This window comes from Saccharothrix sp. S26 (genome assembly GCF_021390395.1).
Classification (GTDB): Bacteria; Actinomycetota; Actinomycetes; order Mycobacteriales; family Pseudonocardiaceae; genus Actinosynnema.
Window position 1 is genome coordinate 302,930 of sequence record NZ_JAJUWT010000006.1, and the last position, 22,305, is coordinate 325,234.

The following is a 22,305-nucleotide window of genomic DNA, read 5'->3' on the forward strand; positions in this document are numbered from 1 at the left end:
TCGCCGTGACGACCAGTCCGTCAGAGTGGGTATAAGATGCCGTATCTGTGCCTTGTGAGGCCACAGGCATCGAGGGCGTGCAGTGAACACTGTCGATCTTCCGCGAAAGAGCGTCGATCTCGACCTGCCCGACAGCCGCCCGTCCACAGCAGCCCTGATGGGACTGGTCTCAGACATGGCGGCCGGGGCCGGTGACGATCGGCTCGTGGACATCCAGGTCGTCACCGCGCAGTTGGTCGGCAACGCCTACCGGCATGCCCACGCACCGCGGCGGTTGCGGATGTACCGGTTGCCCGACCGCGATCTGGTGCGGATCGAGGTGGGCGACGCCAGCTCGAGCCTGCTGCCGGTTCTGGGCAGGTTGAGCGCACCCGAACACGGGCGCGGCCTGCTCATGGTCAACCGGCTGTCGGTCAACTGGGGACATCGACGTGACGCCGACCGGAAAACCGTCTGGGCCGAGGTCCGATCGGCCTGAGCCGCTCACGAGCACCGCGGCCGGGGACGACCGGTGGGCGTGATCACCGGTGGCGGCACGGACGACTCTCCTCGGGTGCTCGGCCATGTAGCCGTCCACCGGGGCTGGTAGCGGGCGAAGGCGGCGAGCTGTCGAGGGGTGCGCACCAGGGGAGTGGCTTCCGCGGCCACCCGGAACCCGTCGCGCACGGCAGCCTCGGTGGCGACAGCGCAGGCCCGGACCTGGGCCCTGGCGCGTCCACGCCGTCGGAGGCCACGTAGCAGACCTGGTGGCCCGCTCCAGGCCGTGGAGCGGGAACTCCCGCGCACCGGCATGGAAGTCGGGTAGGCCGTCGTACCGCTGGCACACGTGGTCGTGCACCCAGTCCACGCGTGTGATCCACCGACCCTGACCTGCGCATTCCCTCGATCTCACGAATCGCCGGTACTCGCCGGTCGCACGGGTCCGCGCTGTCTCGGAGATTTGCCGCTCGGATGCCACCGGCACTCCTGGGCGAGGACCGCTCGGACGTCACCCGAAGATCGGTTCACCCTGGGCCGGCCGTGACAGCGGTGGTCCCGGCGGCCGGGTGAGCCCGCCGACCACGCACATCGTGCATCGCCGCAGGTCAGCAACCTGGGCCACCTGATCGAGGAAATCTGTGATCGCTGGAGTAGACATTCCCATGCCGGTGTGTGTAGTGTTCTCCCTGTCGAACAGAAGAGGACGTCCTATCGGCGCGGGAGAGGATGAACTACCCGCGAGTTGGGAGCAGTACGACCCCGCCGGCCGGGACCGGTAGTAGAACGTTCCGCGGGCGGAGTCAAGGGCAGTCGGCACACGTAGTACCGGGAGCACAACCGCAATACGCTCGACAGCAGTTCGCACGGCCCGGAGTCCGACTGTCGGCAGTGGAAGTGGAAGCATCGGTCAGGCGCGCTGGAGCCGATCAGTGGAAGGGGTTCCGGCACGGTGGCCGCAGGCGGTTGGTGAGGTGAGCCGGAGTGTTCAACGAGGCCGGCGCCGACCGTCGAGGCAGTACAGGCAAGGCAAGGATCGACAGAGAAGGGAAGGGTTGCACGCCATCGGATCGCCTGCCTCGGAGTGAAGTCGTCCGGGCGGGTACCGCACTCCAGATCGATTGGAAGGTGGTTTCCGGTTACGTACATGCGATCCCCGCGTTGTCCGGAGTTCGTGCGGACGGCGTGGACATGACAAGCCGGTCCCAGGACCGGTTGGTGGAAGTGAACCCGTAACCCCAGGGGCCCGGCGCCGAGATGGTGCCGGGCCCCTCTTCACGCGCGGAGGTGCGATGACCCCAGAGACAGCCGGGCCGCAGCCGGCGACCGACAAGTTCGACGACGACCACTACCCCGCCTACACGATGGGCCGGGCGGCGGAGATGCTCGGCACCACGCCGGGGTTCCTGCGCAGCCTCGACGAGGCCAAGCTGATCCAGCCCCGACGTTCCCCCGGCGGGCACCGCCGCTACTCCCGCCACCAGTTGCGCATCGCCGCCCGCGTCCGGGAACTCGTTGACCAGGGCACCGGACTGGACGCCGCGTGCCGCATCGTCACCCTGGAGGACCAACTCCGGGAAGCACGCGAACTCAACGACAAGCTCTCGCCACCACCCGGACAGGACTACCCGCCGCTGCGCGGCGTGTGAAGCAGGCAGGACCGGGACGTCGACCGCCGATCGGGCAACCTCCGGCAGGGCAACGGGCGAATCGTGCCGGCTGTCCCCTCGACGTCCCGAATCCCGTCGCCGGCACCAGCCACCGGAACGCCGCGTTCGACGCTCGGCGATACGCGACTCCGCTGGACCGGACGTGGAGGGGTGGGCATTCGCGCAGGTCGCGTGCGTGCACTTGAACACCCACTCCGTGGTGAGCGGTCCCTGTCCGCGCGCAGCGGTTGACCGGACGCCCGTCCTAGTCGGAAGGTGGACATGCCCACCAGCAAGCCGTTCGCTCCGACTTCCGACCGAGCCCATCCGCGACCGCGCGACGGGCACGCGGAGCCGATCGCATGACCACCCCGGAAACGCCGTCGTCGGCTGGGTCTCGTCCACCCGGCCTTCTTCTACGCCTCCGACGAGGAGTACGTGAAGACGCTCGTGCCCTTCGTCCTCGACGGCCTGGCCGCGGGACAGCCCGTCGCCGTGGCGGTGCCCGGGGCGAGGATGAGGCTGCTGCACGACGCTCTGGGCGACGCCGCGACCCACGCAACCGCTTGTGGACTATCGCGTCCCACCTCGTGTCGGCGACAGGTTCCGGGAGGGCGCCGACGGCAAGACGGCAAGGACGAGGGCCGAGGCGCGAGCGGGCCGTCTCGGTGTCACTCCTCGGAGGTTGATGCGGGTTTGGCGGGCTTGCTCGATCGTGTGAGACGTCAAGCAGGTGAGGCGGTGTCCATGTCGGCGCCGTTGTCGGCGTGGCGTTCGGTGCGGTTGGTCCCGTGCCAGTCCAGGCAGAGCACGGTGGCGTCGTCCTGGAGGTGGTCGTCGCAGGCGTGGCGCACCGCTCTGGTGACGGCCCGCACGACCTCCCTGGCGTGCAACCCGGCGGTGTCGCGGATCAACGCCGGCAAGTCGACGTCGGCGGCGTCGCGTTCGAACATGCCGTCGGTGATCAGCACCAGCCGGTCGCCGGAGCGCAGGTTGCGCCGCTGCACCCGGTAGTGGTGCGGCTGGACGCCGAAGAGCAGGTCGATCTCCAGCTCGACCGGTCGCACCACGCCGTCGCGCAGCAGCAGCGGTGCGGGGTGGCCGGCGTTGACCAGCTCGACCTCTCCCTGGCGCAGGTCCAGGCGCAGCAGCAGCCCGGTCGCCAGCGATCCCCCGCCGTGGTCCAGGAGGGCCTGGTTGGCTTGTCGCGCCTGCTCGGCCAGGTCGTGGCCGGCCCGGCGGGCGCGGCGCAGCGCGCCGACGAGCAGGGTCGCGGTGAGCGCCGAGGCCACGTCGTGTCCGACGGCGTCGGTCATCGACAGGTGCAGGGTGTCGCGGTCGAGGGTGTAGTCGTAGGTGTCGCCGCCGATGTCGTCGGCGGGCACCAGGGCGCCGGCGACGGTGAACTGGGCGGCTTCGCAGCAGGACGCGGTGGGCAGCAGTTGGTGTTGGATCTCCGCGGCCAGGCTCATCGGGGTGGTGCGTCGGCCGGAGTGGTAGAGGTCGGTGAAGCGGCGGTCGGTGACGATGACGTAGGCCAGCGCGTGCGCCGCCTCGGACAGTTGCGTCAGCACCTCGTCGTCGAGGGCGGGCACGGTCACCTCCAGCACGCCGACGCAGTCGCCGCGGTTGGTCACCGGTAGCACCGCCCGCACTTCGTCGCCGTCGCGCTGCTGCCACGGCCGCTGGGTGCGCAGCACCTCCTCGTAGGCGCTGTCCCGCAGGGGGACGTGTGCCGCACCCCACCCGCTCGGGTCCTGCGCCGTCGAGGTCAGCCGCACCAATTGCTCGTCGACGAGGTCGACCAGCAGGAACGACACGTCGAAGGCCCCGAACCGCTTCGCCAGGTCGCGTGCGACGACCTCGACCGAGTCCGCCGGCGGTGCGCTTTCGGCCGCCGCCAGCACATCACCCGGTTTCAGCACTTCACCGTTCACGGCAACCTCCGACGACAGGAAGCCCAGCCAACCACAAGCCACATCGTCCGGACGCGGCACGTGGCTCTCCCGCGCGGCAGTTCGCCCGCCGATGGGAGTCGACGGGGAACGTGCTCAGGGCCGGGCGAGTGGTACGGCGTCGAGCAGGCCGAGCACGGCCACCTCGCGTGCACGACCGGCGAGGCGGCACGTGGAGGGCGCGTCGGTGTCCGGTACCCGAAAGAAGCCTCCAGCAGTTCGCCCACCATCGGGTAGGGCACCCGCCGGGTCACCCTCAGCACCACTTCGCCGCCACCGGTCCCCGGCGATCTCGACGGCACGACGACGCACTCCGGTGCCGGGCCTTGCGGTGGTGGCGCTCATCGGAGTGGTCCCTTCGACGGTGCCCTGATCACCACGAGGACGCATGTGGTCGTGACCCGCTGTTTGTCACCCATGTCGGTGTCGGTCGCCTTGTGTGTCCCTGTCGCTTGATCGGGTCCGCGCGGTCAGCCTGGCAGACGGACCACGCTGCCGAAGAACCCGGTGACCTGCCGTAGGACGGCGGCGAAGTCCTCGACGTCCAGCGGCTTGGCGAGATAGGCGTTGGCGTGGGCGCTGTAGCTGGCCGTCACGTCGGTCTCGGTCTGCGAGGAGGTCAGCACCACCACCGGGATGGACCGCAACGCCTCGTCGGCCTTGACCCGGGCCAGTACCTCGCGGCCGTCGAGGCGGGGCAGGTTGAGGTCGAGCAGGACCAGTCCCGGTCTGGGGGCGTCGCCGTGGTCGCCGACGCGCAGCAGGAACGCCAGCGCCTCGTCGCCGTCGCGCACCGTGTGCAGCCGCACCGGGCTGTCGGCCAGGGCTTCGGCGACCACGAGCGCATCGCCCGGGTCGTCCTCCACCAGCAGCACGTCCAGCACCGCTTCGTGGTCGAACCCCGAGGAACCCATCGCGTTGCTCACGCGATGACCCTAACCGCCGAGCCCGGAGCTGTCGGCACGGTGCCGTCGACCGAACCTGAATGTCGTTCAGGCCCGGTTGCCGCCATGATGGTCCGGGTGAGCACCACTCCACCGCCTACGCACCATACGTCGCACCTGTGGGCCCGCGCTCCCGGCACCTCGTTGCTGGAGTTGTCCGGGCGTCCGCCGCTGGTCGAGGTGCGCCGTTGGACGGCCGCGATGCTCTCGCGGTTGGACGCCGATGTGCTCGACGACGTGGTCATGGTGGTCAACGAACTGGTCGCCAACGCCTACGACCACACCGCGGCGCCGGTGCGACTGCACGTGCTCCTCACCGACGGGTACGTGCACGTCGCGGTCGAGGACGGCTCGATGGTCCCGCCCACACCGCGCGGGTGGTGCCCGTCCGGTACCCGCGGCCGTGGACTGCTGCTGATCGAGGAACTGGCGGTCGCCTGGGGCAGCACACCAGGCCCGGCGGGCAAGACGGTGTGGGCGCACCTGACGGATACCGCGCCACCGGCCGACGACCAGGTGTGAGCGGCGCCGATCCGGCGAAGGCCGGAGGGAGTGCGGGTCGCTCCTCGAACGCCGCACCCAGTACATGTCGACCGCCGTCGGCTGCACCTGTTGAGCCGCTCACACAGCCTCCGGGCGTGAGCGCCCACCATCGGCAGTCTGCCGATGGTGGGCGGGTTGTCGGTGGTGGTCGGTAGATTCCGATGCCGTCGACACTGGGTTCGAGGTGGGTGAGCATGGACTTTTCGGTGCTGCCGCCCGGACACCGCGGCCCGCTACTTCCAGGGGCGCGCCCTGATGGTCCTCGGGGCCGCTCCCGGCGCGGTCACCTGCATCGCGCCGTTCGAGGCCATGGAACTGGCCCGGTTCGTCGCCCGCTACACCGGCACGCCCGGCCCCCCGGTGGGACTTCGAGCGCATCCCCGCAGATGAGGGCAGGGACGTGATCGTCATCGTCGTCGATCCGACGACCGACAGTCTGTGGACGTGCCTGAGCGACGGGCCCGAGAAGGTGACCGACGGGGCGATCTTCGTCCGGGCAGACGGGGAGACCCGACTGGCCAAGGAGGCGGAGATCCGCGCGATGGTCGACCGGAGCCGACAGCACACCGTCACCGCAGAGCTGGACGTGGCCGTCGTCGGCCGCGCGGTGCGGCTCCCACACGGCTACGAGGAGGTGCTGGAGGAATACCTCCAGGCGTATCGCGAGCGGCTCGGCGAGGCATCGGCCCGCGCCAGGCTCCGTGCTCGCGCCGCCGGGTGGAGCAATCAACTCGCCCCGTTCGCATTCACCGAACGCCGCAGTCCCGAGCGGTTTCCTGGTTGAGGTCGACTCCTGGGAGCAGAGGGTACGGCAAGCTTGGCCGGCCTTCCTGGACTACCTCGCGGGCTATGCCGGACACGGCACTGTGTTGCGCATCCGCAACAGCAGTGACGCATTCCTGGAGAACGTGCAGGTTGAGGTCCACATCGAGGGCGCGGTCACCGCCGTCGACTCGGTCGAGTCCGATCGGGTCGACCTTACCTCACCGCTGCTGGCCCTTCCCGTCCAGTGAGGTACCAACACGCTGCTGTCCTCCTCGGTGGTGTTCCCCGGCCTCCTGGGCGGCGACGTGTTCCGACCGGCTGCCAAGGGCATCGGGGTGCTGTACCGCAACGACGGGTTCGACGACGCTCACCGTGACGCTGGACGCGCTGCGCCCCCGAAGCATGCACGACACCGGCCCCGACGAATCTGCCCTGGTCGTCCAAACGTCCGACAACACCGAGCTGCGCGGCACCTGGCGGATCACCGCGCGAGGACACCACTGCGTCTACGAGGGCGAGTTCACCGTCCCGTCGAGCAGCTGGACGATGTGGGAGAGGGAATCCGTGCCGCGCTCATGCCTGAGGAGGACACCGACGACGACCCGGACACCGAGGAGGACGAGGACTAATTTGGTGCCGGTACTGCTTCGACGCCGGTTGCTCCCACCCGCCGTCGTTGTGAGTCGGCTCAGACTGGCGCGCTGATGGCGCTTTGGCTGACCGGCGCCGTGGGGTGCGCCGGCGCGTGGATCCGATCGGTGTCCCTCGACGATCCATAAGCACCTCCCGATCAAAACGGTTGGGCACCGGCTTGCCGACCAGCTCATCGGACCGGTTCCCAGGTCAACACCCCTGGGACCGCAGCACTGGTCCATCCGGGCGTATCTCCGGACTCCCTCGTCATAGCGGCGTGGATGCCTCGTCACCTCGGCATCCAACTCCCCGTCCAAGTCAAGGACCGCGCCATGACGATGTCCGCCCCGCCGCGCCCGACCACGCTCGCCGAGTGGATCGCCGCCACCATCCCACCGGGCATCCCGACGTTTGACGCGGCTCCAGCCGGGAGTCTGCGGTTCTTGTTCTATGGTCGCGCTTCCACCCGCGAACACCAGGACCCGCGCACCTCGCGGGCATGGCAGCTGGATGTCTCCCGCAGGCTCACCGGCGGGCACGGCAGGATCACGGGGGAGTACTTCGAGGTCGGGTGTTCCCGTCAGGTGCCGTGGCATCTGCGGCCTCGGGCAGGGGCGATGCTGCGCTACATCGCGGCCAACGCGGATCGGGTCGACGCGGTGGTGGTGGGCGAGTACGAGCGCGCGTTCCTCGACGGCGTCCAGGTGCGGGAGCTGCGGGCGGTGTTGGAGCGGTACGGGGTGCAGTTGTGGCTGCCGGAGGCCGAGGGGCCGGTGGACTTCGACAATCCCGCGCACGAGGCGTTGCTGTCGCTGCTCGCGGCGCGCTCGCAGACGGAGGTGCTGCGGTCCCGGCATCGGGTCGTCACTGCCATGCGCATGCAGACCGTCGAGCAGGGGCGCTATCTCGGCGGCAGGCCGCCCTACGGCTACCGGCTCGTGGACGCCGGGCCCCATCCGAACCGGGCGTTGGCGCGGCGTGGTGTGCGGCAGCAGCGGCTCGTGCCGAATCCGGCCACGGCGCCCGTGGTGAAACTGATCTTCTTCTTACGCTTGGCCGGGCACAGCGCCGCGGGCATCGCCCGCCACCTCAACGAGCAGGCCGTGCCCAGCCCTACGAGCACGGACCCGGAACGCGACGGACGTCGGGTAGATCCCGGCTGGTCGCTGCGCACGGTGGTGGAGATCCTGGGCAATCCTCGTTACACCGGCCACCAGGTGTGGAACCGCACCAGCGCCGACCGCGCCACCCGCTCGCCGAGCGGGCGCCGGATTAGTGTCCGCAACGAGCAGCACGCCTGGGCGATCTCGACCCGCATCGCCCACACGCCGCTGGTGTCCGAACACGACTTCATCACAGCCCAGACCGTCCAGGCCACCCGACAAAGCACCCGCCGAGCCGACGCCGATGGCGGCGAGTACGTCTACCTGTTGGCGGGCCGACTCCAGTGCGGGTTGTGCGGGCGGAAGATGGACTCCCACCGCTGCCACGGCCGTGCCGCCTACCGCTGCCGCCACGGCCACACCAGCGCCCGCACCCGACCGGAGGGCGCACTGCGCAATCTCTACTTGCGCGAGGACCAGTTGCTGGCCCACATCGCCACACATCTCAGCACTGAGGGCATCGCCGACAACCCCGACCACGACCAGACCGCACGGCTCGTCGACGAACTCGGACTCGTCTTCCGCTGTGACGCCACCGGCGTCGCACTCCTCGACCGCGGTACCGCCGGGCGAGCGCGCGCACCACGCAGACGCCTCGCACCGCAGCCTGTCCACGACATGCCCGGGAATGAAGATCGTGGAAAGGCAGGCGGACAGCTCCTGCTGGCCTTGAGCTACGTGACGGCGTCGGAGGCGGATCAGCCCGACGCAACCGCAGGTCAAGTCGATGCAACGGCTCACGGAACCCGCCCCACGCGACAACCTCTCCGGCCACCGACCCGCCCGAAGCGTCCTGCAGTGCCACAGCGGCAGCATCGGCAGGAGGGGTTCCACATCGCCCTCGGCACCACCCGTTCGCGGGACACATCTCGAGCCAGGCGAGCCGAACACCTACCGCCGAGCGAACTCCGCCATGACCGCCATCGACAGGTCTTGGCACGACGAGCTGGACGCCGCCCACTGCTCGTGCCCGCATGCCGGCAGACACTCCACGAGCAACGACCAACAGGTAGGCTTGAAGCGACGTCGGGAAGCACAAAGCCCCACGAAGCTTCCAGCTGACCTGGAATTACCTCGTGGGGCAAATTATGTGTCCGATGCTCGTCCACTCTCCGGTGGGAAATCTCCCACCACCTTCGAGAGATGGGGGCGCATGAACGCAGCCTACCAGCTAAGAAGACTCTACCGCATGCGTGGGAAATTTCCCACTCCTGTTTTCGCTCAGCGAAACCTGCGATCCTCGTATCGGTCGCTCATGGTGACGTCGGTCGGGCTGGCGCCTGCACATCTGTTGGGCCGGAAGCGGTCGCTTCGCCTGGGTTCGCTTGAGGGTTCGTGTTTTCGACGGGAGGTGCGGCTGTCGGAGTCGCTGGCCCCGGCGGGTGGTTGGACACTTTCACTGCTTGCGGACGGGTGATCTTGAGAAGGAAAGGCGTCGCATGGACACGCAGCTCATCGTTGAGTCGCTGCGACTGGTCCTGCAACATCTCCATGATGTTCGACGGGGTTCTTCTCGCGTCGGCTTTTCGGTAATCCTGTGCGGTCCACTGGTCCAGCGCGTACTGGCCGACGAGGTAAATCCCTGCGTCGGTGTTCGCCTCCGGTAGATAACGGCGGACGAGTTGCGTCTCCTGCGACGTGGTGAGATCGGTGTTCCAGGTTGGTTTGACTTCGACCACGACGGCGAATTGTCCGCCTGTCTGGAGCGCGCCCGAGGGCGCTGTAGTTTGCACCAGGATGTCGGTGCGGTCGCCAGCCCCGTAGGCGTTGCGTGGGTGGATCAGAACTTCGCGGTTGATGACTATCCCGCGGCCGTGAAGTCGGGTCTTGAGTTCGTGGGCGAGGTAGGCGGATAGGGCGGCTTCGAACTTGGGCGCCCAGGTTTCTGGTGTGGTGCCGCGGTTCTTGCGTGTGCGGGTCGGGCCGTGATTCCACAGCAGTTCGCTGTGGTCTGGTAGCTCCTGGGCGATGTCGGCGAGTGTGTCGAGCAGGAGCTTGGCCAGTTCGGTGTTGGAGCGGACCAGTCTGCGGCTGGGGTCGTTGAGTATCTCGGTGATGTTGTCGACGGAGGTGTTGTCAGTCCATCGGGTGGCTTGGACGCGGCGTCGGGCGTTGATGAGGGCGCTGGTGACTTCGAGGTCGTCGGCGTGTTCTTGGGCGAGGTGGCGTAGTTGGTCGACGGAGGCGCTTGTGGCCCGCTGACCGAGGGTGCGCACGCACTCCATGCGCCAGGAGCGGATCTCATCGCGGGGGGTGATCCGGCCCGGTTCGTGGCGTTCGGTGTCGGTGGAGGGCGGGAACAGGGTGGTGAGCCAACGGTGGTTGTCGGCGAGTTGTTCCTCGTCGAGGCGGAATTTGTCAAGGTGAATGAGACCAGTGGGTGTTAGGCGGCTTCTGTGTCGATGTGCTGGTCGGTGTCGTCGTCGGCTGGTCGGTTGATCCAGACGGTGTCGGGTAGGTTGAGGATCTTCGGTGTTGTGGTGATGCCGCCGAATCGGTGTGGGTGGCGGGCGCGTGCCTTGGCGAGGACGGTGCGCCTGCCGGCCGCTGTGGCGGTTGCCAGTCCGAAGTGGACGTCGGCGGGTGTGTGCAGGCCGATTCCGGTGTGGCGGTGCTCGTGGTTGTACCAGTGGGTGAACTCGTCCATGAATTTCCTGGACTCGGTGAGCGATCCGAAGCGTTGCGGGAACTCCGGGCCGTACTTCAAAGTCTTGAACAGTGCTTCGGAGTACGGGTTGTCGTTGGACACCCCGGGCCTGGAGTGTGACCGGGTGACGTCGAGGTCGGCGAGCAGGGCCGCGACGGTCTTGCTGGTCATCGACGTGCCCCGGTCGGCATGCACGACCCGCGGAACTCCGTGGACGGAGAAGATCCGTTCCATCAGCTCCTTGGCCAGGACACCGGATTCGTGTGCGTGGACATGGACGCCGACGATGTACCGGGAGTAGATGTCGATCATCACGTAAGCGTCGAAGTAGGTGCCCTTCACCGGGCCCGCGAGCTTGGTGATGTCCCAGCTGTAGACCTGCCGGGGCGCGGTCGCGACCAATTCCGGGCACACCCTGGCCGGATGGCGGGCGAGCCGGCGGCGTTCCCTGACCTGCTTGTTGTCCGCCAGCACCCGATACATCGTGGACACCGAGCACAGGTAGACGCCCTCATCGAGCAGCTGCGCGTAGATTTGCAGCGGCGCCAGGTCCACGAACCGCGGACTGGTGAGCACCTCGAGAACCCGCAGCCGTTCCAGCGCCGTTAGCTTGTTGAGCGGCTCAAGAGGCGGCTGCGGCGACACCGGCGGCGTGGGTGTGGTGGCGACCTTGCCGTGACGGATCGCCGTCGATCGCACCAGCCCGGTCAGCACCGCGGCCTGCCTCGTTGACACCCCGTCGGCGGTCATCGACGCGTAGGCCTTGGTCAGCGCTTCTTGCGCTTCTCGTCGGAATCCGCTCTCTCGGACAGACTTTCCAAGAGAGCGTGCGCTTTTCCCATGATGTCGAGCGCGGCCTCGGTGGTGTCCAGCCGCTTGCTCAGACGGGCGTTCTCCCGTGTGAGCCGGCGATCTCCGCCTGCTCCGCGGACAGCCTGCCGACCTTCTCACCCGGCGCTTTGCCTGCCAGCACACCGGCATCCCGCTGCTTGCGCCACTCGCTGATCAACGACGAGTACAAACCCTCTCGCCGTAGATACCCGCCGCCGTCGCCGTGCTCGCACGCCGCCTCGTAGGCGCTCAGATGCGCGAGCTTCTCCGACGCGGTGAACGCGCGCCGCCGCCTCGGCCCGTCACCACGCGGCTGCTGGGAATCCATCCGCCCATCATCGTCCTCGACCACCGAGGACCTGGCCTTGCGGGTCATGTCAATCGATCCGAATCTCGCCCTGCTCAGGCCGGGTTGCTGTGAACCACTGGACTCAACTCACCCTGACACGCAGGGAGGCGGCCGAGGATGACTTCCCGGATGTGTCTGGAGGAGCAGACCAGCGCGAGTTCGCGTCCGAAGTCTTCGTCCGTGCGGGCCACGGTGACGGTGAGGCGCCAGAACCGGGCCGGGTCGTGACGCAGAAGGATGCAGCCTGCTTGTACCGCTAGGCTGCGTTGGGCGGTGCCTGCACCGGCGTGGGTGAGGGTGTCGGCGGCGATGGTGATCGGGACTTGACCCTGGGTGTTGGACACCAGACACACTTGGATCCTGACGATCCGGGTGGACAGGAGTCCCGTTCAGATGGTGATGAAGCACTACCCGCCGGAGTTCCGGGCCGAGGCGGTCGCGCTCTACCGGTCCCGCCCCGGCGCGACGATCAAGTCGGTGGCTCAGGACCTCGGGGTCAACCACGAGACGCTGCGCAACTGGATCCGGCTCGACGACGCGCAGCGCACCGGACCGCAGGTCACCACCTCCGCGACCGGTGCGGCCCCGCCCTCGCCGGAGAACGAGAACGCCGCACTGCGCAGGCGGGTCCGCGAGCTGGAGGAAGAGCGCGACATCCTGCGCAAGGCGGCCAGGTATTTCGCGGGCGAGACGCGCTGGTGAACCGCTTCCAGTTCGTCGCCGATCATCAGCGCCACCATGGCGTGAAGCGGTTGTGCCAGGTCATCGGGATCGCCCGGTCCAGCTATTACCACTGGAAGGTCACCGCGTCGGACCGGGCGGCCCGCGTCGCGGACGACGCCCGCCTGGCCGCCCGTATCCGGGTCATCCACCGCGAGTCGGCCGGCACCTACGGCGTCCCGCGCATCACCGCCGAACTGCACGACACCGGACACCGCGTCAACCACAAGCGCGTCGCCCGGGTCATGCGCCAGGTGGGCCTGGCCGGGCTGCGGCTGCGCCGCCGGCACCGCACCACCGTCGCCGACCCGACGGCGGTCAAGGTGCCTGACCTGCTCGGACGCGACTTCACCGCCGAGACACCGAACACCCGCTACGTCGGCGACATCACCTATCTGCCCATCGCCGACCACACGTTCCTCTACCTCGCGACCGTGATGGACCTGTGCTCACGTCGCCTGGTCGGCTGGGCCGTGGCCGACCACATGCGCACCGAACTCGTCCTCGACGCCCTGCACGCGGCCGAGCGGACACGGGGCAGCCTGGCCGGGGCGATCTTCCACAGCGACCACGGAGCCCAATACGGAGCCAAATCCTTCGCCGACGCCTGCCGCGCCGCCGGAGTGACCCGGTCCATGGGCGCGGTCGGCAGCTCCGCGGACAACGCCGCCGCCGAAAGCCTCAACGCCTCCTTCAAACGCGAAACCCTCCAAGGCGCTCAGAGTTGGGGCAGCGCAAGAGAAGCACGTCTGGCGGTGTTCGGCTGGGCACACCGCTACAACACCCGACGCCGCCACTCCTACCTCGGCCAGATGTCCCCGATCGACTACGAGAACAGCCTGCTACCGACACCGGCTACGCTGGCCCACGCCGCATAACCCCGTGTCCAACATCCGGGGTGAAGTCCCATCGCCCTTGGCTCCTCTGCCGCTACCAGCGTCGCCAGGAGTTCGGTCCAGATGCCGATCGCGGCGGCGCGTGTTTCGGGCGTCTTGTCCAGGTTGATGTCGGGCCATGTCGTCTCTGCTGGTGTTGTGTCGAACTTGGAGGCGATCTGGCCGATCAGTGTGATCATGGTGTCGGCGATGTGCGGCGAGTAGTCCGTTGAGCTTCCCCCGGTAACCCGAGGCGGTTGTTACCTGGATCGGGTGGGTGATGGCGGGATGGTAGTCGGTTCGGCCTGGGCGGCGTGCCAGGCGGCTTCGTACTCGTCGGGGCTGAGCCAGCCGAGGTCCTTTTGGATGCGTTCGGTGTTGTAGAACCCGTCGATATAACGGAACAGCTCGTTCTCGGCCTCGTCACGGGTGCGCCAGGACCGGCGGTAGACCAACTCGATCTTCAACGTGGAGAAGAAGTTCTCCATCAGAGCATTATCGTAGGAATCGCCGACCGAACCCATCGACGGCAGGATCCCGTTGTCCGCCAACCGTTCCGCGAACCGGAAGGCCGTGTAGGTCGACCCGCGGTCGCTGTGGTGGATCAACTGTCCGTCGCGCACGTCGCGAGACCAGATCGCGTACTCCAGGGCGCCGAGCACGAGGTCGGTGTCGCAGCGGTCGCTGGTCTTCCAGCCCACGATCCGGTTGGAGAACGCGTCGCGCACGGCCGCGAGCCAGAAGGCGCCCTCGCCGGTGCGGATCCGGGTGGCGTCGGCCACCCACAACCGGTCCGGCGCGGTCGCGGTGAAGTCCCGGTTCACCCGATCCGGCGCCGGCGCGGCCCGCGGATCCCGCCTGGTCGACGGGGCACGCCACTGTTTACGCAGGAACGCGCCCTGCAGGCCGGCCTGGCGCATCAGCCGCTCGACCCGCTTGCGCGACACGCGGATACCCCGACGCCGCAGGACCTGGTGCACCCGCGGGCTGCCGTAGGTGCCGCCCGAGGCGGCGTGGATGTCGACGATCTCGGCGGTGATCGACCGGTCCTCGCGCTCGCGGCCCGACGGGTCGGCCTGGCGGGCCATCCAGCCGTGGTAGGTGGAGGAGGCGACGCCCAGGACCCGGAGGACGAACTCGACCCCGAAGCGGCCGCGAAGCTGCTCGACGAGCTTCACGACCGTCGCCGGGTCGGGTCGAGTTCCGCCGCGAAAAAAGCGGACGCGGTCTTGAGGATATCGTTGGCGCGCTTGAGTTCCGCGTTCTCCTTGCGGAGCTGGCGCAGCTCCTCCGACTCACCGGCGGTGGGTCGGTCGCCACGTTCGCCGCGGTCGGCCTCGTCCTGCCGGATCCAGTTCCGCAACGCCTCGTGATGCACGCCCAGCTGCTCGGCCAGGCGCCGGATCACCGGCTTGGGTGAGGTTCCCCCGGTAGCGCGGAGGCTTTGATCCTCACCTGGTTGTACGGAGTCGGGTTATTGGATGATCACACATCTCAGTAGCCCGGAGGACAGCCCACGATGCCCAAGCGGTACCCACCCGAGTTCCGACGCAAGGTGCTCGACCTAGTCGCGTTCGGCAGCCGCGTCACCCAGTTCGCGGCGGACCTCGACATCAGCGACCAGACGATCTACTTCTGGCACCGCCAGGAGCGCATCGACTCAGTTCAACTACCCGGTACCACCAGCGCCGACAACGCCGAGCTGGTCGCGGCGCGTCGTCGGATCGCCGAACTCGAGGCCGAGGTCGCCGTCCACCGTCGCGCCGCCGAACTGTTCAAGGAGGGCAGCACCCCACAAGACGGTACGAGGCGGTCACGGTGATCGCCTCCGAGGGCCGGTCGGTCCAGTTCGCCTGCCGCGCGCTCGGAGTGTCCGAGTCCGGCTTCAACGACTGGCGAGGCCGCGCCCCCTCGCCGCGGGCGATCCGCCAGGCCTGGCTCGTCGACCTGATCCGTGAGATCCATGCCGAGTCGTCCCAGGTCTACGGCGCCCCGCGGGTGCACGCCGAGCTCACCCTCGGCCGCGGGATCACCGTCGGGCACAACACTATCGGGATAAGTCGTCTTCGTCGGCGGACGGCCGGTGCCCGACCAGCTCGGCGGAACCGGGACCGATGCGGCCGGATGTTCACCGAGCCCTGGGCGTAGAGGGCCTGGTGGATCGCCTCGTGCGAGATCCGCATGGACTCGTCATCCGGGAAGTCGACCGGCAACCACGATCGCACGAACCTGGCCGCGTTCTCCGCCGCCGCGATCGACCGGATCGAACAGCGGCACACGTCCACGCGCGTCGCCACCGACCTCCAGCAGGTCTACCACGACGTCCTGGAACGCCGACGCCCCGGTGGCGGCCATGGTCAGGGTGTGCTGCCGGTTGCGGTGCCGGACCAGAGCCGGGAACCACGGAGGGATCACAGGACTGCAGACGGGAGTTCTGCCGAGTTGGCGAAGCGGTCCTGACCGCGTCGGGGCTGCTCGCAGCCCACCGTGCGTCCGATTCCCGGTGCGGCCATGGCCTGGCCGATGATCGGTGCGGGCGATCACACCGTCCAGTTCTGCTGTGCGGATCGAGCTGAGGACCGTGCAATGGCCCGTGGTCAAGACGCACCCCGATTCACGCGCGTCACGAGTTCGTCGGGACCGCGGGGTTGCGCTGTCACCCACTCGACGGTCGTGATCCGATTCGATCGGCCTGCTGCCGGTTGGGCACCCGAATGCGCTCGGAGGTGGGGCGATGTCGCGGACACCTGACACTGCCGGTCCGGAAAAAGGCACCTCTCCTGACGCCCTGGTGGTATCCGCCGCGAGAGACGGCTGCGATGCCGTGCGCGACCGCCGGCAGCGCACGGAGATCCTGTTCGAGGATGCTCTACGGCGGACCGCCCGGACACGGGCGAAAGTCGGAAAGGGCTCACGTGGGCGGAGAAGGCCGTGAATCAGGCGGTCGACTCGCTCGAACGCGCAATCGAGGGGGCGACCGAGGGGTTCACCGGTTCAGCCTGCGGGCGGGGCCGATTTGCCTGGTCAACAACCCCGGCCTCTCCCGCACGCGACCCCAGTCGGACGTGATCACCGTGCAGGTGCCCCTTGCGCAGTGATCGCCGGTCCGAGCGGGTTGTCACGATCATGATCGTGCGATGCCCGTGGTCGGCGGTGCAAGGCGGATCGGATGGTCGCACTGCCCGCTGGTTCTCGTTCGCCCTGTGCCGGTGACGCCTCATCCGGGAACGCCTTCGGCGGGGGAGCGGAGAGCGGCCGAGGTCGTGAGGGTGGTCAGCAGGTCGGCCATGTCGTCGACGTCGACGACGGTGTCGGTGATGCCGTCGCGGTCGATGGTGGCCGCAGGCATGGCCGGGGCGGTCGAGGTGCTCGGGTCGGCGGCGAGGACGACGCCGCCGAAGCGGTGCACGGCGGTGGCGCCGGTGGCGGCGTCGTTGCCGCGCCCGGACAGCACCACCGCGGTCACCCGTGGTCCGGCGGTCACGGCGAGGGTGGCCAGCAGCAGGTCTGCGGAGGGCCGGTAGGGCGGTATGCCGTCGGCGGGGATGGTGGCGAGGGTGCCGTCGATGGTGGCCAGCAGGTGCTTGCCGGGTGAGGCGACCAGCACGTGTCCGGGGAGCAGGCGGGCGCCGTCGACGGCGGGGGCGACCGGCAGGCTGGTGCGCCTGGCCAGGATCTCCGGCAGCATGTCGGGTGCGTCGGGGGACATGTGCTGCACGACCACGATCGCAGCGGCGAAGTCGTCGGGCAACGGCGCCAGCACCCGGCTGACCGCGTCCAAGCCGCCCGCCGAGCAGGCCAACACCACGATCGGGAACTTCCCGTCCAACGACACCGCCTCCGTGATCACGTCCACCGACAGGTTCCCATGATTCCACCGCGCCGCTGTGCGCGTCACGGCTGGCGGCTCGGCCCTCGGGATGGACCTGCCGAAGCCGAGCCCCGCAACTCGGTGCACACTGTCACCGGCCGTGCCAGACCCGCCCGAGCCGCGGTCACCACAGCCCTGAACTGCTCGGCCCGCGTACCGCCGACCCGACCCGCCGCGGGGACGGGCGTTGCGGGACCGTGGGGTCGGGCTGGTGCTGACGGCTGGCGGTGCGAGAGCAATTCCGCCGGGTGAAGAGCTTGGTCCCCTTCCGCGCGCTGGGGTATGTCGGGGGCCTCTGTCGTGGTGGAGGGATTGTGGGCGGCATGCCGGCGCCTCGCAGTGGCATCCGACCCGCTGGCAACCTTCGGTGATCGAGATCTGACGTGTCGTGGTTCCGGCAGGTGATCGGCTCCACCGACTCGGCGAGGTGCCGATTGTCCTCGGTGAGGAAGTGGGCAGCTCACGCCAGGCGGGGGCCCGAGCCGGATCGACGACTGCGAGGAGCACCCTGGGAATCCATAAGCAGGTCGGCCCGTACTTGTCGGTCGCCGTGAGGCGGGTCCCGCGCCGGGGCTGCGGATGGTCCGGGTGGTCGGCGAGGTCGACATCTCCATCCGCGAGGACCTGACGTCGGTGGTGCTCGATCAGGTCGAGCAGGCTCGGGCGGGGGTGGTGCTGGAGCTGTTCGCGGTGACGTTCTTCGGGTCGACGGGCATCACGCTGTTGCTGGATGCGCGGCAAGCCGCCGAGCGGCGCGGCATCGGGTTCGCCGTGGCCGCCGACCACCGAGCGGTGGTCAACCCGTTGCGGCCGAGGTCGACGAGGTGGTCGCGGTACTGCCCACCCTGGACCGGGCCGCGGCCGTCGCTGTCACCGCCCGGCCCTGAACCCGGCCGGTACTGGACGCGCCGGCCCGTCGGACCCGCCGACGTGGTCGAAGTCGAGGCAAGGACCGGGGGCGGGCGAGGTCGGCCCACACCGTCCTGCTGGTGGCGTGGTCGATGTTGCTCCAGGTCAGGGGTAGCGCGTCGAGCAGCGGCAGGCTGTGTCCGCGGTTGCCCGGCGGGCGCGGGCGACCGAGGACGGGCGGGGCGGGACAGGTGTCGTCGACCTCGACACGCACCCGGTCGGCCCGCAGGAACAGCCGCAGGCGCAGGGACCGGTGTCCGTGGTCGTAGGCGTTGCCGACCAGATCGGTGACCACCAGCAGCAGATTGTCCAACACGTTCCCGGCCGGCCCCGGCACGACGGCGGCGGTCCAGGCGTGGACCGTGTGCGTCGACGGCCGTGCGTGCAGGTCCACGGTGAAGCAGGGATGTCCCGGAGAGTGATGTCCTCGGGCGGCGCGGCGGCGGTCGCATCGGCAGTACGTCAGACTCCGGAGAATGGCTGTGTGCAGGCCCCAGGCGCCTATTTCACAATCTGCGGCGAACATTCCGAGCCCTTCCTGCCAGGTCGCGCAGGATCAAATCAAGCACGCCACCCACTGTCCGGGTCGTGCCAGTCCGGCGGGACACCGGCGGGGCGTCGGATCCAGCCTGAAACCGCGCGGGGCGGGCGCGGTGATCGTGTGGACGTGGGCCGGCGGGGGTGATGTGCGACGTCACCGCTGGTGGAGCGAGCGCGTGGGGAGGCGCCGGTCCTCTCTGGTTCGTCATCCGACCGCGCAGGTCATGCCCCGGTCTACGGAACCGGGGCATGACCCTACGGCGCACCTCGGGACGCGGCTTTCGTATCCGTTCCCGAGGGCCTTCCGGCGATGGTCAGGGGCGGTCGTCTCGGTCCGGGGGAGCACGGCGTCACCAGGTACCAGTGGTGCACCGTGGTATCGGCACGGCGGCGTGGCGCGCTGTCGCCGGTCCGAACGAGGACCGGAAACCGGATTACCCCGCGCGCCGGTCGGTCAAACACGCACCACCTTCTCGATGCCGGACACGGCAGGGTTTCGGCAGTGTCCGACGAGGTCGGTCAGCCTGGTCCGGGACCCGGGACCCGGGACCCGGGACCCGGGACCCGGGACCCGGGCCTCCGCGCCTCACAGCCGTGACAGACCGGACGGCACGGTCGCGACGGTGTCGACGCGCGGGCCGGCGCCGGCCGCGAGACCTGATCTGCGACCGGCGACGGCCGCCGATAACCAGCCGGTCCACCGGCCACCACCTCGCCTCAACCCGGCGCTACCCGATCCGGTGTGGCGAGCGGACACGCTGGCCGGGCAGTGTGCGGGCGCGCTGCTTCCGGCTGATGTCTCCGCTGAACCCCGGAGACCGGCGGTACTGCGGGGAGACGGGCCCGCGATGTGCGGGGATTGTGGGGCCGTCATGCCGGTGCCGCCAGGTGGCGCTCTTGTCACCGCACCGGACCGCCCGCGCGGGACGGCCGGATGAGGCGGACGGGCGCACCACCGAGTGAAGTGGGTGCCCCGCAGCCGCGTTCGCGGCCCGGACGGGGTCAGGTCCAGGACCACTCGACCCGTGGGTCGGTGTCGGCGTCATCGGGCACGGTGAGCAGGTTCGTGAGCACGCGGCGGGCGTGGACGAGTTCAGCGCGCGCGGCGTCCAAGCCGTGGGCCGGGCCGTCGTGGTCCTGGAGCAGGCCGATCGCGCGACGCACACGGGTCATCGCCTCGGCCACCGACCCCGTAGGGGTGCCCGGCTCCCGTACGGCGATCTCGTGCCGCAGATCCGGTCCGAACGCCGCGAGGTAGGCGGCCAACCCGGTGTCGACTCCGCCGTCCGCGCCGTCGGGCCGGGCGCGCAGAAGGGGTGCTGGCAGTGCGTCCACCGCACAGGCCAGTTGGGCGATCGGGTCGTCACCATCGCCGGATTCCATCCCGCGGTTCACGATCCGTGATGATAGGTCACGAACTGTGACGCCACCGGGCGGACGCGCCGCCGCAGCGGTATGCCGTTGCCTGTTCAAGACAGGAGCCACCGCAGGGGTCCGGCAGTCGACGGGAGCACCGCAGGCGCGTGATCCGGTCCGGCCGACCGTGATACACCAGAGCCAGCGCCTTGAGACCACAGGGCGCCGGCGGTGTAGGAGGGGCAACCTGTGGACCGAGCCGAGGCCGAACCGGATCCCGACCGCCTCCTGCTGGACCTGACCGGTCGGCCTACACCGCCGCTGGTGCAGGTGCGCCGGTGGGCGGTCACGGCGATGGCCGATTTGGACGACGATCACCTGCAGGCGGTTCTCCTGGTCGCCACCGAGCTGGTCGCCAACGCCTACGACCACGCACATCCTCACCGGGTCCGTCTGCGGCGCAGTCGTGTGCCGTGCCAGGTGCGCATCGAAGTCGAGGACACCTCACCGGCCCGACCGATCCTGGGACGCTCCCGGCTGGGCGAACACCGCGGCCGCGGACTGGTCATGGTGGACAACCTGACCCGGCACCAGTGGGGCACCCAGGCACGGTCGGACGGCGGCACGGGCAAAACGGTGTGGGCGGTGACCTCCTGCGACGGCGACGAATGGACGCCCTGCGGCCCGCGAGACCGAGCAGGCCCGCCGTGACGCAGGCGGCGCTGCGGTACCGTGCCGCCGACGGCCATCCACCGGTCGCGGGCAATCGGAAAGGTCGTGGGCGGAACCGACAGAGCGCCGGTGGCACCGGATACACCGTCCGTTCGAGGTCATGGCGACCGACAAGTCCGTCCACGTTCTGGCACCGGCTACAGCAACAGGCTCCGTCCTCGGCGCACCGCCGGCCGGCCTCGCGCCGACCACGGGCTTGTCAGCCGGTCCCCACCGCGTTGCGGGCAGACGTGTCACCGCGTCGCGTCACGATCGCGCGTTTCCCGCCGTGCCCGTCCAGCGTCGGGTCCAGCTCGCGGGGAGGGTCGCCTGGAGGCCAGTCGCCGGTCGAGGCCGTTTCCGTCGGTTGGGGGTCCGGCTCACACAGGCAGGCGCGGTGCGCCACACGGTTTCTCCACCGCTTGGCCGAGGTTGCCCACAGGTGGTACAGGTCGGCGACCTGGATCGAGTTCGGAACGCCTTGACGAGCGCCCTCGGCGTAGTTGCCGCCCCGGTCCCGGCAGATGACCTCCACTCCGGGATTTGCGGTCAGCCACGCGGCGAAGGTCTCGGCGGCCCGATCGGGCAGGACGTCGACCGGGGGCGTGTCCATGTCCAGCAGGATCGTGGCGTAGACCGAGCCGCGTCGGAGTGCGAAGTCGTCGACCCCGAGCACCCGCGGAGCGACCACTGGCGGCACGGGTAAGGCGCGTACCAGTCGCAACAACCTCATGCGCGACACCTTGATCGTCATCGCCGCAGCCAGCCGGGCACAGGGCGACCGGCCAACGCCAACCCGACCTCGCCAACAAAGCCAGCAGCCCGCTGCTGCGCCGTCGCGTCGCGGCAGAACAACCGGCGAACCGTCAACAAGATCACCACTGCTCGAGCGGACCATGACCATGATTCCTCCTTCACCCGCCGTCACCGGCATTCCAGCTTTGCGTGCCAGAGCCCGAGATTGTCAGCAGGACGGCGGTTCGAGGAGGCGTTCGCGCTGCTCATGACTTGGGTGGGCGGTTCTGGCCGCGTCACCCCGTAGTCGGACCCTGGCCGCTCGATCGGGTGGCAGTGGGTCGGGAGCGCTGATCGGGTGTTCGATCTTGGCGTCGGTGTCGTGCCCGCCTGGTCGTGGGCTCGGACGTGGAGGTCTGCACGGGTGGCTGCCGACGTGACCGTGACCGGTTGTGCGAGGCGGCGACGTGCCGGTCGTCGTCGTTGGGTGCCTGCGGCGGGCTGTCCGGTGATCTCGTGCGGCTGGCGGTCGGGCAGGGTTGGCCGTGGGCGATCGGGAGGTGGTCGAGGACCATCCAGCCGGCCCTCCTGCCGGTGCCCCGGCAGGACGATCGCTCGGTGTGAGGTGCGGA

General features: G+C 69.2%; 21 protein-coding genes and 3 pseudogenes. 12 read left to right on the plus strand and 12 right to left on the minus strand.

What is annotated here, in order from left to right:
* Nucleotides 1–82: 82 nt before the first annotated feature.
* From LZG04_RS11980 to LZG04_RS41665, 3 genes and pseudogenes are all read left to right on the plus strand, one after another.
* The gene (locus tag LZG04_RS11980; RefSeq protein ID WP_233815899.1) at nt 83–478 is read left to right on the plus strand and encodes an ATP-binding protein; all 396 of its coding nucleotides are present in this window, start codon (nt 83–85) and stop codon (nt 476–478) included.
* A gap of 1,291 nt (nt 479–1,769) precedes the next feature.
* A complete protein-coding gene (locus LZG04_RS11985; RefSeq protein ID WP_233815900.1) occupies nt 1,770–2,126 on the plus strand; it encodes a MerR family transcriptional regulator in 357 nt (118 codons plus the stop codon).
* A 390-nt stretch (nt 2,127–2,516) separates the two neighbouring features.
* Nucleotides 2,517–2,708, plus strand: a pseudogene (locus LZG04_RS41665) (MEDS domain-containing protein); the annotation flags it as partial.
* Between the two features lie 143 nt (nt 2,709–2,851).
* Here the strand turns inward: LZG04_RS41665 and LZG04_RS11995 are convergent.
* Both LZG04_RS11995 and LZG04_RS12000 read right to left on the minus strand, forming a co-directional pair.
* Complete coding sequence (locus tag LZG04_RS11995; RefSeq protein WP_233815901.1) at nt 2,852–4,063, minus strand: PP2C family protein-serine/threonine phosphatase; 1,212 nt, start codon at nt 4,061–4,063, stop codon at nt 2,852–2,854.
* Nucleotides 4,064–4,551: 488 nt separating this feature from the next.
* Nucleotides 4,552–4,995 carry a response regulator gene (locus LZG04_RS12000; RefSeq protein WP_233816081.1) on the minus strand — a complete coding sequence of 148 codons (444 nt, stop codon included), beginning with the start codon at nt 4,993–4,995 and terminating at the stop codon, nt 4,552–4,554.
* A gap of 108 nt (nt 4,996–5,103) precedes the next feature.
* Between LZG04_RS12000 and LZG04_RS12005 the strand changes: the two genes are divergently transcribed.
* The 4 genes from LZG04_RS12005 (at nt 5,104) to LZG04_RS12020 (ending at nt 9,191) form a co-directional block, all read left to right on the plus strand.
* Complete coding sequence (locus LZG04_RS12005; protein WP_233815902.1) at nt 5,104–5,547, plus strand: ATP-binding protein; 444 nt, start codon at nt 5,104–5,106, stop codon at nt 5,545–5,547.
* A 421-nt stretch (nt 5,548–5,968) separates the two neighbouring features.
* Entirely contained in the window at nt 5,969–6,352 is a 384-nt protein-coding gene (locus LZG04_RS12010; protein ID WP_233815903.1) for a hypothetical protein, read from the plus strand.
* An 85-nt stretch (nt 6,353–6,437) separates the two neighbouring features.
* Nucleotides 6,438–6,581: a hypothetical protein gene (locus tag LZG04_RS12015; RefSeq protein ID WP_233815904.1), complete on the plus strand. Its 144-nt coding sequence runs from the start codon at nt 6,438–6,440 to the stop codon at nt 6,579–6,581.
* 717 nt (nt 6,582–7,298) lie between these two features.
* Nucleotides 7,299–9,191: a recombinase family protein gene (locus LZG04_RS12020; RefSeq protein WP_233815905.1), complete on the plus strand. Its 1,893-nt coding sequence runs from the start codon at nt 7,299–7,301 to the stop codon at nt 9,189–9,191.
* Between the two features lie 191 nt (nt 9,192–9,382).
* Here LZG04_RS12020 and LZG04_RS12025 read toward each other — a convergent pair whose 3' ends face one another.
* The 3 genes and pseudogenes from LZG04_RS12025 to LZG04_RS12035 form a co-directional block, all read right to left on the minus strand.
* Nucleotides 9,383–10,345: a hypothetical protein gene (locus LZG04_RS12025; RefSeq protein WP_233815906.1), complete on the minus strand. Its 963-nt coding sequence runs from the start codon at nt 10,343–10,345 to the stop codon at nt 9,383–9,385.
* A 167-nt stretch (nt 10,346–10,512) separates the two neighbouring features.
* Nucleotides 10,513–11,935 (minus strand): annotated as a pseudogene (locus LZG04_RS12030) (IS3 family transposase).
* 74 nt (nt 11,936–12,009) lie between these two features.
* A complete protein-coding gene (locus LZG04_RS12035; protein ID WP_233815907.1) occupies nt 12,010–12,300 on the minus strand; it encodes a hypothetical protein in 291 nt (96 codons plus the stop codon).
* Nucleotides 12,301–12,349: 49 nt separating this feature from the next.
* Here LZG04_RS12035 and LZG04_RS12040 point away from each other — a divergent pair.
* Nucleotides 12,350–13,554, plus strand: a protein-coding gene (locus LZG04_RS12040; protein WP_233815908.1) for an IS3 family transposase whose coding sequence is annotated in 2 segments (ribosomal slippage) — nt 12,350–12,638 and nt 12,638–13,554 — 1,206 coding nt in all. Because the reading frame shifts where the segments join, the coding sequence is not laid out codon by codon here.
* 257 nt (nt 13,555–13,811) lie between these two features.
* On the opposite strand, the gene LZG04_RS12045 is transcribed toward LZG04_RS12040, so the two are convergent.
* Nucleotides 13,812–14,729 carry an IS3 family transposase gene (locus LZG04_RS12045; protein ID WP_233815909.1) on the minus strand — a complete coding sequence of 306 codons (918 nt, stop codon included), beginning with the start codon at nt 14,727–14,729 and terminating at the stop codon, nt 13,812–13,814.
* Nucleotides 14,726–14,959: a transposase gene (locus LZG04_RS12050; protein ID WP_233815910.1), complete on the minus strand. Its 234-nt coding sequence runs from the start codon at nt 14,957–14,959 to the stop codon at nt 14,726–14,728. The genes LZG04_RS12045 and LZG04_RS12050 overlap by 4 nt, the downstream gene beginning before the upstream one ends.
* A gap of 111 nt (nt 14,960–15,070) precedes the next feature.
* Between LZG04_RS12050 and LZG04_RS12055 the strand changes: the two genes are divergently transcribed.
* Both LZG04_RS12055 and LZG04_RS42980 read left to right on the plus strand, forming a co-directional pair.
* The gene (locus tag LZG04_RS12055; RefSeq protein ID WP_233815911.1) at nt 15,071–15,373 is read left to right on the plus strand and encodes a transposase; all 303 of its coding nucleotides are present in this window, start codon (nt 15,071–15,073) and stop codon (nt 15,371–15,373) included.
* Between the two features lie 47 nt (nt 15,374–15,420).
* Nucleotides 15,421–15,699: an IS3 family transposase gene (locus LZG04_RS42980; RefSeq protein WP_374202810.1), complete on the plus strand. Its 279-nt coding sequence runs from the start codon at nt 15,421–15,423 to the stop codon at nt 15,697–15,699.
* Nucleotides 15,700–15,741: 42 nt separating this feature from the next.
* Here the strand turns inward: LZG04_RS42980 and LZG04_RS12060 are convergent, their stop codons facing one another.
* Both LZG04_RS12060 and LZG04_RS12065 read right to left on the minus strand, forming a co-directional pair.
* On the minus strand, nt 15,742–15,906 hold the full coding sequence (locus LZG04_RS12060) for a hypothetical protein (protein WP_233816087.1): 165 nt from the start codon (nt 15,904–15,906) through the stop codon (nt 15,742–15,744).
* Nucleotides 15,907–16,768: 862 nt separating this feature from the next.
* A complete protein-coding gene (locus LZG04_RS12065) occupies nt 16,769–17,407 on the minus strand; it encodes a chemotaxis protein CheB (protein WP_233815912.1) in 639 nt (212 codons plus the stop codon).
* Nucleotides 17,408–18,001: 594 nt separating this feature from the next.
* On the opposite strand from LZG04_RS12065, the pseudogene LZG04_RS42985 reads away from it, so the two are divergent.
* Nucleotides 18,002–18,205 (plus strand): annotated as a pseudogene (locus LZG04_RS42985) (STAS domain-containing protein); the annotation flags it as partial.
* A 13-nt stretch (nt 18,206–18,218) separates the two neighbouring features.
* Here LZG04_RS42985 and LZG04_RS12070 read toward each other — a convergent pair.
* The gene (locus LZG04_RS12070) at nt 18,219–18,725 is read right to left on the minus strand and encodes a hypothetical protein (RefSeq protein ID WP_233815913.1); all 507 of its coding nucleotides are present in this window, start codon (nt 18,723–18,725) and stop codon (nt 18,219–18,221) included.
* Nucleotides 18,726–19,873: 1,148 nt separating this feature from the next.
* A complete protein-coding gene (locus LZG04_RS12075) occupies nt 19,874–20,266 on the minus strand; it encodes a hypothetical protein (protein ID WP_233815914.1) in 393 nt (130 codons plus the stop codon).
* Nucleotides 20,267–20,476: 210 nt separating this feature from the next.
* On the opposite strand from LZG04_RS12075, the gene LZG04_RS12080 reads away from it, so the two are divergent.
* Entirely contained in the window at nt 20,477–20,938 is a 462-nt protein-coding gene (locus LZG04_RS12080) for an ATP-binding protein (RefSeq protein ID WP_233815915.1), read from the plus strand.
* Between the two features lie 220 nt (nt 20,939–21,158).
* On the opposite strand, the gene LZG04_RS12085 is transcribed toward LZG04_RS12080, so the two are convergent.
* Entirely contained in the window at nt 21,159–21,692 is a 534-nt protein-coding gene (locus LZG04_RS12085) for a transposase (RefSeq protein ID WP_233815916.1), read from the minus strand.
* Nucleotides 21,693–22,305 lie beyond the last annotated feature (613 nt).